This window comes from Caballeronia sp. dw_19 (genome assembly GCF_018449515.1).
GTDB lineage: Bacteria > Pseudomonadota > Gammaproteobacteria > Burkholderiales > Burkholderiaceae > Caballeronia.
In genome coordinates, this window is the sequence record NZ_JAAVUQ010000033.1 from 26,617 (window position 1) to 38,678 (window position 12,062).

Below are 12,062 nucleotides of genomic sequence, written 5' to 3' on the forward strand. Positions count from 1 at the left end.
GGGTCGCGCCTACCGCGTTTGAGTGAACGACCGGATTTCGCTCGGGATCGACAAGAGCCGGCCGTTCTCGAAGGTATCGACAACGATCGTCCAGTAGTACTTGCCTGGGCTCAGATGCGCCACCGACATCTCGCCGCCCGACACGTCGAGCAAGTCGATAAGCGGCGCGCTCAGGTCCGCATGACTCGACAGGATGAACCGATACCGCGCGCCGTTCGCCTCGCCATCGACATGCCAGCGGAATGCGTAGCCATTACCTTCGATGGGCGTAGCCGCCGCGTTGGTGGTATCGAGATGACGGCTGAACGTGAACACTTGCGGCAAGCCGTCGATGCCATGCGTATCCGTGGCCGAGACGCGCACGAAATAGTTGCCGTCCGGGATGTTGTCGAACGCCGCGTGCAGGCCTGTCGTGCGCTGATCGCGAAGCAGGTCGAGGAAGTCGGCATCGGTCGCGATCTCCGTACGGTACGCGCCGGCGCCGTCTACCGGCGTCAGGTCGAAGGCGACCTGAGGGGCATTCTGCAACTTGCCCGGATCGGCAATCTCCGGCGGATCAAGCAGCCGCACCGACGCGCCGGCGGCATCGCCCGTGCGCGTCAGGTTGCCGTAGCCGGCCAGCACGAGCGTCTGCGCACCGCCCTGGATCGGCTGCGGGGCGGACGTACGGTTGGCCGCTCCGTCAGGCCCCGCTCCATCCACGCCGATCTTGCCCGCCAGCACCTCGACGGTGGTCGCATCCTGCGTCGCCAGGTAATTCACCCGGAAACGTGTGCCGCGCACGCCTGCCACCACCGACGGCGTAATGACCCGGAACGAATCGCGTGGATTCTTGAACGGCGTGACGTCGGTCGCGACCTCGCCTTGCTTCAGGTCGAACTGCCGGTCGACCGCGCCGGTCAGCAGCGTGGTCCGCAATCGTCCGATCCGGATCTGACTGCTCGACGGCAGGACGACATGCGAGCCGTCGGGTAGCAGCATGGAAACAAACGCGTCGCGGCCGGTGCTGATTTCGTCGCCTTCCATCAGCAACGTCCCCGCGCTCACCGGCATGGGTGGCGCGCCCGCGGTGCCGAGCTTATCGACACTGCCGCGCACCGCCACCACTCGGGCCGTCAGCAGTGTCTGCCTAAGGCGCGAAGTGGGCATCGAGAGATGGGCGTTGACCTGCAGGCGCCGCGGGTTCGCCACGTGATTGATGGCGCGCAACAACCGCCAGTCGGCAGGACTCTGCATGTAGCGGTCCGCCAGCGTGTAAAGCGAATCGTCCGCGCGCACCACATAGGGCGTCATGTCCTGCTGCGGCACGCGTTTAGCGTAGGCCGGCTGGATCGAACAGACAGTGACCATGACACCGGCCACCGCCATTGCAGCGTCCAGCCTCGAGCGCAGACGCTGATGCGCCACCCGGCCCCGCCTGTTTTTATTGATCCCGTTCACGGCGCTTCATTCCCCACTTTTTCCAGCCGGTAGCCGTAGCTATAGATGGGTGTTATGCGGTAACCGTTTTGCGGCCGCAACACCAGCTTGGAGCGAATCTGCGACACATGTGTATCGATCGTGCGCGACGGGATATCCACGTCCTGCCGCCACACCGATTCGCGGATATGGGTGCGTGACAGCGGCCGCGACAGGTTGCGAAAGAGCAGCAGCGCAAGCTCGAATTCCTTCTGCGTCAGCGCGGCCGGTACTTCGCTGACCAGTGCGATCTGGTCGGTCAGATCGAATCGATAGATGCCGTAGGTTTCCTGGGTCACCTCGTTCTGAAGCATGTAGATCCGCCGCAGCAACGCTTCGACACGAGCGAGCAACACGGCTCGCGACACTGGCTTGAGGATGTAGTCGTCGGCGCCGGCGTTGAGCATCTGGACAATGTCGCTTTCAACACTGCGGCTCGTCAGGAAGAGAACCGGCAGGTTCGTGGTGAGGTTTTGCCTGACCCATTTCAGCACGACGTCGCCCGGCATTTCCGGCATGTTCCAGTCGAGCAGCAGCAGGTCGTACGGCTGACGCCTCAGCTCATGGATCAGGCTCTTGCCATCCGTAAAAACCTGGCAGAAGTGCCCGGCCGCAGTCAGTGTCTGAGCCACGAACGCCGTCTGGCTCAGGTCGTCGTCCAGCACGCAAATCCGCATTGCCTGATATCCCGTTAAATAGTCAAGACGGCCATGTCATTTATTTGCTTGGGCGCCGAATGCCGATGGCAGATTATTTTGTATTTTTATTATACTTTTTTATGCGGAATCACCGCATTTGAATCAGCATCCGGTCAAAGCTTTTCATGACGTGATCCCACGCCGCATCCGAGTAATCCTCACGCGTGCGTGCGCACATGCACGCGAATGCCATCAAACGCCGCGCCGTCTGTGCGCAATGAGTCAGCGGCATTGGGGCGGTCTCATCTTCCTGAAGTCCGGCTTGAAGTCCTGCTTGAAGTCCGGTAAACCGATCCTGAGCGCGGTCTTCCGAACTATTTAATCTCTCCAGTCGTGCTCGCAAAATATCCGCCAACCACGGCAGCTCGGCCGCGCATGAATCGGCATAAGCCTCGATTGCCGCACGAGCATGCGAATCAGACGCGAGATCCAGCGTCACATAACGCAAGCTGTCGGCCGGCTGCCCCGGCTGGATTTTCGACTTCCACGCAAGCGGGCCGCCGCTGGATTTATTCAACATTCAAAGCACCCTGGGCTGACATGAACGAGCTGGATTCAGTTGAGTCATTCCGACCTGTTTCCAGCGATCGGTCTAGCAGCACTCCACGAGATCGCCTAAAAGCGATTGCACCGCGACGTTCTGTATATGGCTCAGACCAGAATCCCGCAACGTCAATAAACGGTTGCGCCAATAGTTCGCGTGAAAAATCGCGCCATCGGCTCCCATCGCGAGACAACGCGACATGATCGCTTCAATATGCACTATTTCCGCGTCGATTATTATCGACGCACGATTTCCTTGGTATGGCGTTTTAGTATCCATTGATATCCCCGAAAACTGACGTCTTGTGCGCGGCGAACCAGCCTCTCAGCGCTACATAATACGGTTCGCCTTCATGGGATCTCATCCCTTTGGCGTGTGGCGCCGGGGCATGTTTTTTCCCACTGATATTATTGACCGAAGGACAAACCGAAAAATGTCTTTCGATGACGCACTCTACCGCCAATCACTGCTCTATTTGACGTACTTTTCAGTATTTAACAATTCGCCCACACATCCCCGGGATGCATCCCGAGGACGTTGAAGTAAAGCGTCTGCTTTCGCGGTAAGTTAATTGTCAGGCGAAATCCGTAATCGTTTGCGCATCTTTCTGCACTGAATAAGACGGGTGTTCACTAGCGACCATTACCGTTAATGCGTTTAAATTTTACCTGCGCAAACGTTATCGACTTATCCAGTCTTTTCCCGTGCATTCGATTACGCGATTTGCGGCCGGCATTCGGGTGGGGGCACGACATCCGGCAGGAGCGAAAGCGCTGCTCGACTATCTCGCCTCGCCGGAAGCAGCGCCGGTCGTCACGCAAACGGGACTCGATCCTGTCACGCCGCACTGACCGGCCTGCTAATGTATGGGCTGAACCCCGGTCATTGAAGGAGCGAAGTATGTTGACGAGCGTCGAGCAACTGGAAGATATCTACGGCAAGCCGAACGAGCGTTCGGTGCGCAAGGAAATTTCGTTCATCAGCGAAGACTACGCGGCGTTCATTCTTGCGTCGCCGTTCGTGATGCTGGCGTCGGCGGGAGAGGACGGCCTCGACTGCTCGCCCAAAGGCGATGCAATGGGCTTCGTTCGTATCGTCGATGCCCATACGCTGGCCATTCCCGACCGCCCGGGCAATAACCGTATCGATACATTGAGGAACCTCGTGCACGACCCGCGTGTGGCCTTGCTGTTTCTTGTGCCGGGCGTGGGAGAAATGATGCGCGTGAACGGCCGTGCATCGATTGCCGACAATAGCGAACTGCTCGCCTCATTCAGCGTCAACGGCAAACCGCCGCGCACGGTGATCCTCGTGCATGTCGAGTCCGTGTATTTCCATTGTTCGAAGGCGGTCGTGAGATCGGACTTGTGGAACGGTGAGAAATACGTCGACCGCTCGAGCTTGCCCTCAGCCGGCGCCATGCTGCAGAACGTAAGCGATGCCAGTTTCGACGGCAACGCCTACGATCGCGCATTGCCTGGACGCCTCAAGACCGACCTGTACTAAACGGCGCCGTCGCGCTCCCGTCCTACGCCCACGCTTGCGGCGAGTCACCGCATACCAACTACTGGCACTGGCCGGACCGGGCGTACGGATTTCGACGCTCCACGCCCGCTTTGCCGAGCGTTATCGGGAACGGCTCGATATCTTCGAACTGCCGTTCGAGGCGCGCGGTTTTACGCCGTTTGCGGCGTGGCCGCCTAGCAGTCAGGCCGATCCAGCGCACGTGTGGTTGAGTGACACGCTGGCTGGGCTCGCTGCAAATCAAGGGGCGGGGTTGGGAACGCCGGCCGCCGGGCTGAACATCGAAATGACTTATGATGTTGCCCCAACCGCGACATCCGACATGGCGAGCGATGGCAGAACTGAGCGAAATTTCACGGTTTGACACCGAGACGAATTTCAGACTTGACCGCCTGTGGTCCGAGTTCGAAGACCCGTCGGTGGAACAGGAGTTTCAGCGCCATCACCGGAGCGCAAACCATACGGCCCTCGTGCGGGCGCTCATCTTTTGCAGCTTGTTCTACGTCGCTTTCGCGATAACCGACGTGAGCGCCCTTGGTTACTCCCGCACGACCCTTGTGCTGTTCCTGGCCCGTTGCTCCGTCGCGTTGACGTGCGTGGTGAGCTTGCGCATCGCAACCTTGCGGCAGGTTTCGGTCACCTCCCTGCGCATGGCTGCGAGCGCGGTCGAAGTGGTCGGCTTTGCCGCCTTCATGGCAATCACATGGCTTCGTCCGACCGGAATGACGGTGCACTGCATGTCCATGGGCATCATGCTGATCGTGGTTTATAACTTCATCCCGAACAAGCTGATCTGGGCTTTGCTCATTGCACTGGCCGCAACGGGCGGATTTATCGCCATCTCCGCGGCGTCGAAGGTGCTGGACTCGTCGGCGTTGCTGACGTCGTCAATGCTCCTGGTCTTCACCAACGCCCTCGGTTATGTGATGGCTCGCCGCCACAATCGTCTTGTCCGCGACGAGTTCTGCCAGCACGCAATGTTGCGCAACCTCTCTGTGCGCGACTATCTCACCGGCTGCTTCAACCGGCGGTATCTGACCGATGTGTTATTCGACGCCGAGCTCCAGCGCACCCGCCGGTACAAACTCAAGCTCGCGGTCATCCTGTGCGACATCGACCACTTCAAGCAGATCAACGATACCTACGGGCACCCCGCGGGCGACGCTGTCTTGCGGACCTTCGCCGCCATGCTGCTTGCGCACACGCGGCATCAGGTCGACAGCGTGATTCGCTACGGAGGCGAGGAATTCCTGCTGCTGCTTCCACAAACGGATCTCGCCGGCGCGACGGTGCTTGCCGAGCGAATACGCCAGTCGTTCGAGCTGACGGCCACGCGCGCCTGGGATGGCCGCGAAGTGCGGGCTACCGCGAGTTTCGGTGTAGTGGCTGTGAGTTGCGCGGGCGAATCAGGTTCAGGTCTCGTGACCGAGGAAAGCCTGGTGGGCGCCGCCGATGCGCAGTTGTATCGCGCGAAAAACGCCGGGCGCAACCGGGTGTGCGCCAGTCCGGCACCGAGCGTGTCGGGCGCGCCTGGCCGGGATGCCGGGCAAGAGGGCATGGTTGCCGTGACATAGCCCTAGTTTTTATAGCGCGCTGTGCTATCGGCTCGCGGACACGGGCAACATCGTGGATTTGAAGCCGGGCCGTGATGCCGCGCTATACGCGAACAAAAACAGCATGGCCCGGTTATCAGCCTTCACGCGGCTGACGAATAAACAAGATCACCTTCTACTAGTCGCAGACTCTCTAATAGATAGGTTTCCTCACAATTTTCCTCCTTCCCGCCACGATCGATCACGATAAAGTCCGCAGCAACATCCAGCACGATCAGCGGATGATGCCAGACGCCCCGCGCATAATTGACGCCCTGCCAGCCACGGGTGAAAAATGCGCGCAGTCTTGATGCGTCGAATTCACCTGCCGGCGCGACCACTACCAGATACGACACCGCGCCAAGCGGCAGGAAGGCCTGGCTGCCCAGCGGGTGACGCTCCATCATCGATATCTCGACGGGTTGCGCACGCGGCTGACCCCGGAACACGTTGATGAGCGGCCGGCCTCCCTCGTGCGCGCCAACATCCACGCTCGCCAGGTCGTGAAAGCGCTCGGTCGTGCCGCCGTTGATCGGAAAATGCTGCGCGCCGTCGAGTTCGATTACATCGCCGAATGGTTTAAACGCCGCGCGCGTCAGGGGTTCGAGCGTAAGCGTGCGCATAGCTGCTTACTCGATCGCACCGAACAGGCGCAAGCGCGACACGCCACCGTCCGGGAACATGTTGAAGCGAACGTGCGTGACAGGTCCAAGAGCCGCCACTTCACTTTCGAATCGATGGATATTGTCCGCCGACAGCTTTTGTTGCGGCAGCAATACTGGCCAGAACATGGCCTGGGTGACGAGCGATTCATCCGTGCCGCCGGTCACACGCGCTGCCTGCAGCGAACAGCCATCGGGGAAATTGCCCTTGAAGTGGGCGGTATCGACTTCAATAGCGTGGATCACGCCGGGGTGCGCCAGCGCCACGATCGCCCAGTCGTTGCCGGGCTCACGGCGACGCCGCGTCTCCCAGCCGTCGCCCATGTCCACGCCGCGTCCTGGCATCAGCATTTGCGATGCCGGTCCGAAATGCTGGTTGTTCGCCGCCACCAGATAAGCGCCATTTTCGATGGCCGCAAGATCCACCCGCGACCCGCGTTCAACACGCGTCCAGTCCACCTTCGGCTGACCATAGACCCGCAGGCGCGCGATGCCGCCATCCGGGTAGATATTCACGCGCAGGTGCGTGTAGGCGCGGGTATCGACGATGGGAATATAGTGATGCTGGTTGCCTTGCAGCGTGGTCGCCGGCACGATCTCGCGCCAGTCGGCGTCGTCTTGCGGCGTGGCGCTGTCGCTCGTGCAGGCATCGATTGACGCTGCCGGCGGAAAGTTGCCGGTGAAGTGGCTCGTATCCAGGTCGATGCCGTGAATGGTGCCCGGCCGCGCCAGCTTGACGATGCAGAAGTCGTAACCGGTGGTGCGCTTGCGGCGCGTTTCCCAGCCGTCCATCCACTTGCCGTTGTGGTCGTATTTGCCCGGGATGAAAACCGCCGGCTGCGGGTCGAGCATGCGCTCCTTGGGCGCGAAGAATTCATCGCTGGCGAAGAGCGCGGTGGCGCCGAGACGCGGATCGGCAAGGTTCATGAAGCGGCGGGTAAATGCCGGAGCGTTGGGGTCGAGAACGGGGCTGGCCATGAAGTAAGTTCCTTTAAAACGATTCAGGGGATGGCGATGAAGAGCGCGCTCAGAGAGCGTGTGCGGGTTCGTGGCCGTGACTTGTGCCGGCGTGATCGGCCGGAACGAAAAGCAGTTCGGTATCCTGATTGAGAACACGTGTGGCGCGAACGCGGTCAATATCCTTTTCCCACACGGCCACGACCACCGTCGCGACGCAGTTGCCGATCAGGTTGGTGACAGCACGCGCAATACCCACGAACCAGTCCACCGGCAGGATCAACACGAGGCCGAGCACGGGAATGGCGGGAATCGCAGAAAGCGTGGCGGCAAGGATCACGATGGCTGAACCAGGAATGCCATGCGCGCCCTTCGACGTCACCAGCGACACCAGAACGACCACTATCAGGTCGTGGATCGACAGCGGCGTATTGGTGGCCTGCGCGATGAAAATCACGGCGAGCGTGAGATAGATCGAGAAACCGTCGAGGTTGAACGAGTAACCGGTCGGGATCACGAGGCCGACGGTGGAATCCTTCACGCCCATCCATTCGAGCTTGCGCATGATCTGCGGCAGCACGGCGTCCGACGAAGCGGTGCCGAGCACGATCAGCAGTTCCTCGCGCAGATACCGTACGAGCTTGAAGATGCTGAAGCCGGTGAGCCGCATCACCACGCCGAGCACGACGAAGACGAAGATCAGGCAGCTCGCATAGAACACAACCACCAGCATGCCGAGTTGCTTCAGGGACTCCACGCCATAGGTCCCGGTCGTAAATGCAATCGCGCCGAGCACGCCGAGCGGCGCGAGCTTGATGATGAAACCCATGATGCGAAAAAACACGTGCGAGAGTTCATCGATAAGACTCGTCACGCGTTGCGCCTTCTCGCCCAGCAGCGAGAGCGCCGCGCCGAACAGCACAGAGAACACGAGTACCTGCAAGATGTCACCCTTCGCGAAGGCGTCGGTGGCGGTATCGGGGATGATCTTGAGCAGGAAGCCGGCCGTGTCTTTCAGGCTTTTCGCGTGTTCGGTGTAGGTGGCGAGTGAACCGGCGTCCAGCGTATGGAGATCGATATTCATGCCAACGCCCGGTCGGGTTGCATACGCGAGCAAGGCGCCGATCACGAGCGCGAGCGTGGTCATCACCTCGAAATAGACCACCGACTTCAGCCCGACGCGCCCGACTTTCTTCAGGTTGCCCGCGCTTGCCATGCCCGAGACGACCACGCAGAACACGATCGGTCCGATCACCATCTTGATGAGCTTGAGGAAACCGTCGCCAAGCGGCCTCAGCGTTTGCGCGAAATGGGGAAACACCGCGCCGATCACGATCCCGGCGACCAGCGCGATCATGACTCGTCCAAACAGGGAATTAAGAAATCTCAACACAATGTTTCTCCTCGGTGTCGCACGGCACGGGATGGTGATCATGCTAACTGTTCAGACTGGTCGGACCAGTTGCTGATGAGGAATATTAGAAAGCCGATATAGTGGAGTCAAGATCCGTTTGATACCGGTTTACCCGGGTTTTCAGCGCGCTTTCAAGCGAAAAAGGCGTGACAGAGCAGACGCTTCGGTGGTGTCGGCCTACAATGGCGGTCAGACCGCGCCACTCTTAACTGTCCTATGAAAAATGTTCCGCATACCGTGACCGATGCCGCCATCGCGACTATTCGTGAGCGCATCGAGACGAGCGTTTATCCGGTGGGAAGTTTGCTGCCGGCGCAGCGGCAGTTGTCGGAGGAACTGGCGATCAGCCGGGCCTCGCTGCGTGAAGCGCTGTCCACGCTGGAAGCGCTCGGGATGCTGAATATTCGTCCCGGCAAGGGCGTGTATGTGAACAGCGCCGAGGCGGCCGGCACGCACGCCTGGCGTTTCGCCGATCAGGCGTCGCTTCCCGATACCTACCAGATGCGCTTCGCGCTCGAGGGTTTCGTCGCGCGGCTGGCGGCGCCGGCTATTGGGGACGCGGACATCGTCTGGCTGCAGGACAATCTCGACTCGCTGCAAAGCGCACTGACCTGCGCCGAACTCGACGAAGCCGCGCAACTCGACTTCGCGTTCCATATGCGCATCGTGAGCCTCGCGGGTAATACGGCCATTGAATCGATCCTGCGCGGCAGCGCCGACATCATGAAAGAGAGCCAGCGTTTGCCGTTTTATCGGCGGGAACTTGTGCTGTCGACGTATCACGAGCATCTGGCGATTGTCGAAGCGTTGAAGGCGCGCGACAGCGAACACGCCGGGCGAGCAATTGAAACGCATATCGTGAACGCGGCTCAGCGGGCGGGCGTTCATTTTCCGATTCCGGTTTAATGCGGCAGAACGTGTTTACCCCGTGCGACGATGACGTGAAACGGCCGCGCGGGTTATTCACCGTTTATGTTGAGAACCCTGTGGATAACGTGTCTGGCGACCATCTAAGCGCTTGATGTAGCTCGGATTTGAGCCGCTGCCTCGGTTTGGTCAGCGGCGCGTCGCGCCGGGAAAATCCGCTTGGTCCTGACCTCGACAACGGGAATCACCCGACCTGCGGTGCCAGCGCGAATGACCCGCATCGAGCACGCTGGGACACGTGCCGCGCGAGCATCGCCTTCTACAATGCGTCCATGCCGCCGCCTATTTCCAGACCGACATCCGATCGCCACGCTGACTTGATTGCCCGCGCGCTGGCCCATGCAGAGAGTCATCTCGACGAACCGCTAACCGCCGAAACCCTCGCCGATTGCGCTGCCATGTCGCGCCATCATTTTCATCGGATGTTTCGCGCTTATACGGGCTGCACGGTGGCGAACTATGTGACCTTGCTGCGGCTTCGACGCGCCTGTGCGCTGCTGGTCAGCGGCCATGAAGCGGTATCGGATATTGCGTTGAAGGTGGGCTACGAGTCCGCACAGGCACTCGCCAAAGCAATGCGCCGTGATCTCGACACCACGCCGACGGATGTGCGTCGAGGCAATGTCCCCGCATGGAACGACCTTTTTACACATTGTCGCGAACCCGATTTTCCCTCTGCTCTCAAAGGAGCCGCCGTCATGCAAGTCTCTCGAATGACCCACTTGCCCGAGGGCATCGTCGCCCTGACCGCCACGGGGCGCGGCATGGTCGACAACAACATGATGCGGGCAGCGCAACAGGCATTTGGCGAGCTGATGCAAGTAGTGAATGGCGCGGGCCTTCGCGATCAGGTGTCGAGTTACATGAGCGTGGTTCCCGACGACCCCAAAGGTCCTGACGATCCGCATTGCCGTTTTGTCGCGGGCCTGGTGTTCGGTTATTCGATGGCCACAGGCAGCGGGCAGTGCGAGCAACCGGACGGCCTGGCACTTTCCGGCACGCTGAACTGGCAACCGATCGCAAGCGGCCGCTATGCGGTTTTCACCCACGTCGGTCCTTATACGACGTTGCATCGCACATGGAAGGCGGCGTATCGGGACTGGCTACCGTCATCGGGCGAACAGCTTCGCGACGAACCGCCGCTGGAGGTCAACCTGAACCGGCCCGAGGTCACTCCTCCGGAAGCGCTTCGGACGGAAGTGTGGCTGCCTTTGGTGTAGCGAACAGGTTTCGCTTGCGCCGATGAACCGATCGAGGCTCCCAGGGCGCGAGTGGACCAAACGCTCAACATGCCTGCATCATCGATGCAAACCCGCTCACCAAAGCAAAGCAAAACATCCGGCTGGAAAAGCCAGCGCAAAAGCCCAGGGCAACACCTTGGCGCCATACGCTTCGCCCACGGCGATCGCAATGTTGATGCTCACGGGCGATTGAACGGCACGAGGCGCCGGTCAACCGGCCAGAGCACCGCGAGTCCGCGTCACTGGAACAGTCAGGAGCCGGTGTTAATATCTACCGCTCAGATTAAAGCCCCACCCCGCTCATATCCGATACCCGCTTAGGTCCAGTCTCGCCTCGGACGGCCGCCCGAATTTCCACCCAGCACCTTCATTCGAAGGAACCCGCAGTGATCCGATCGCAACCGCCGGCGCATTCCGATGCGTCCGGAGATGACCTGCATCGTCATATTGTCGATGCCGTTCATGAACATGGCTGGTCGGAGCAGGACATTTTCTTGCCGCCGGATCTGACCCTCGCGCTGGCGCTGGAATGCGCGGCACTCGCGGCGGCCGGGAAGCTGACCCAGGCGCGTGTCAGCCAGGGCGCGGCACGCTCGCTGCAACCTGGCGTGCGCGGCGACCGGATCCGGTGGCTGGAGACGGGTCAGTCGGACGCGTGCGACCGTTATCTCGCGATCATGGAAACACTTCGTATCGCATTGAATCGCGGCCTGTTCCTGGGTCTCGATGAATACGAAAGCCACTTTGCGTTCTACGCACCGGGCGCTTCATACATGCAGCACCGTGACCGGTTTCGCCACGACGACAGCCGGACCGTATCCGTGATCGTCTATCTGAATGCGGACTGGCTGCCCGAGCACGGCGGTGCTTTAAGGCTGCATCCGGAAGGTTCGAGCGCGCGAGATATCGCGCCGGTCGGCAACCGGATCGCGGTGTTTTTATCCGCCGACATGCTGCACGAAGTATTGCCCGCGACGCGCGACCGTTTATCGCTCACGGGATGGTTCAGACGCCGCGCTTAATGCTTAGTGCGCTTAAAGCGCGT

At 60.4% G+C, this 12,062-nt stretch carries 13 protein-coding genes and 1 pseudogene; 7 read left to right on the top strand and 7 right to left on the bottom strand.

The window, feature by feature from the left end; genetic code table 11:
- Positions 1-9: 9 nt before the first annotated feature.
- The 4 genes from HB376_RS31150 to HB376_RS31165 form a co-directional block, all read right to left on the bottom strand.
- Positions 10-1,440, bottom strand: a complete 1,431-nt coding sequence (locus HB376_RS31150; protein WP_213767518.1) for a FecR domain-containing protein — start codon at positions 1,438-1,440, stop codon at positions 10-12.
- Positions 1,437-2,135 carry a response regulator transcription factor gene (locus tag HB376_RS31155; RefSeq protein WP_213767519.1) on the bottom strand — a complete coding sequence of 233 codons (699 nt, stop codon included), beginning with the start codon at positions 2,133-2,135 and terminating at the stop codon, positions 1,437-1,439. The genes HB376_RS31150 and HB376_RS31155 overlap by 4 nt, the downstream gene beginning before the upstream one ends.
- A gap of 109 nt (positions 2,136-2,244) precedes the next feature.
- Complete coding sequence (locus HB376_RS31160; RefSeq protein ID WP_213767577.1) at positions 2,245-2,676, bottom strand: hypothetical protein; 432 nt, start codon at positions 2,674-2,676, stop codon at positions 2,245-2,247.
- 72 nt (positions 2,677-2,748) lie between these two features.
- On the bottom strand, positions 2,749-2,979 hold the full coding sequence (locus HB376_RS31165; RefSeq protein ID WP_213767520.1) for a hypothetical protein: 231 nt from the start codon (positions 2,977-2,979) through the stop codon (positions 2,749-2,751).
- A gap of 425 nt (positions 2,980-3,404) precedes the next feature.
- Between HB376_RS31165 and HB376_RS31170 the strand changes: the two are divergent.
- The 4 genes and pseudogenes from HB376_RS31170 to HB376_RS31185 form a co-directional block, all read left to right on the top strand.
- A pseudogene (locus HB376_RS31170) lies at positions 3,405-3,551 on the top strand (substrate-binding domain-containing protein); the annotation flags it as partial.
- Between the two features lie 49 nt (positions 3,552-3,600).
- Positions 3,601-4,206 carry a pyridoxamine 5'-phosphate oxidase family protein gene (locus tag HB376_RS31175; RefSeq protein WP_213767522.1) on the top strand — a complete coding sequence of 202 codons (606 nt, stop codon included), beginning with the start codon at positions 3,601-3,603 and terminating at the stop codon, positions 4,204-4,206.
- Positions 4,207-4,240: 34 nt separating this feature from the next.
- On the top strand, positions 4,241-4,588 hold the full coding sequence (locus HB376_RS31180; protein WP_213767523.1) for a hypothetical protein: 348 nt from the start codon (positions 4,241-4,243) through the stop codon (positions 4,586-4,588).
- Positions 4,557-5,798: a GGDEF domain-containing protein gene (locus HB376_RS31185; RefSeq protein WP_213767524.1), complete on the top strand. Its 1,242-nt coding sequence runs from the start codon at positions 4,557-4,559 to the stop codon at positions 5,796-5,798. Before HB376_RS31180 ends, HB376_RS31185 begins: the two co-directional genes overlap by 32 nt.
- A gap of 122 nt (positions 5,799-5,920) precedes the next feature.
- Here the strand turns inward: HB376_RS31185 and HB376_RS31190 are convergent, their stop codons facing one another.
- The 3 genes from HB376_RS31190 to HB376_RS31200 are packed head-to-tail and all read right to left on the bottom strand — an operon-like array spanning position 5,921 to position 8,828.
- Entirely contained in the window at positions 5,921-6,439 is a 519-nt protein-coding gene (locus HB376_RS31190) for an ureidoglycolate lyase (RefSeq protein ID WP_213767525.1), read from the bottom strand.
- 6 nt (positions 6,440-6,445) lie between these two features.
- Complete coding sequence (gene alc / locus HB376_RS31195) at positions 6,446-7,456, bottom strand: allantoicase (RefSeq protein ID WP_213767526.1); 1,011 nt, start codon at positions 7,454-7,456, stop codon at positions 6,446-6,448.
- Between the two features lie 49 nt (positions 7,457-7,505).
- Positions 7,506-8,828: a C4-dicarboxylate transporter DctA gene (locus tag HB376_RS31200; RefSeq protein ID WP_213767527.1), complete on the bottom strand. Its 1,323-nt coding sequence runs from the start codon at positions 8,826-8,828 to the stop codon at positions 7,506-7,508.
- A 237-nt stretch (positions 8,829-9,065) separates the two neighbouring features.
- Between HB376_RS31200 and HB376_RS31205 the strand changes: the two genes are divergently transcribed.
- The 3 genes from HB376_RS31205 to HB376_RS31215 all read left to right on the top strand — a co-directional run bounded on the left by HB376_RS31205 (position 9,066) and on the right by HB376_RS31215 (position 12,039).
- Positions 9,066-9,755, top strand: coding sequence for a FadR/GntR family transcriptional regulator (locus HB376_RS31205; RefSeq protein WP_213767528.1), 690 nt, complete (start codon positions 9,066-9,068; stop codon positions 9,753-9,755).
- 128 nt (positions 9,756-9,883) lie between these two features.
- Complete coding sequence (locus HB376_RS31210; protein WP_213767529.1) at positions 9,884-10,996, top strand: AraC family transcriptional regulator; 1,113 nt, start codon at positions 9,884-9,886, stop codon at positions 10,994-10,996.
- A gap of 407 nt (positions 10,997-11,403) precedes the next feature.
- A complete protein-coding gene (locus tag HB376_RS31215; RefSeq protein WP_213767530.1) occupies positions 11,404-12,039 on the top strand; it encodes a 2OG-Fe(II) oxygenase in 636 nt (211 codons plus the stop codon).
- Positions 12,040-12,062: the final 23 nt, after the last annotated feature.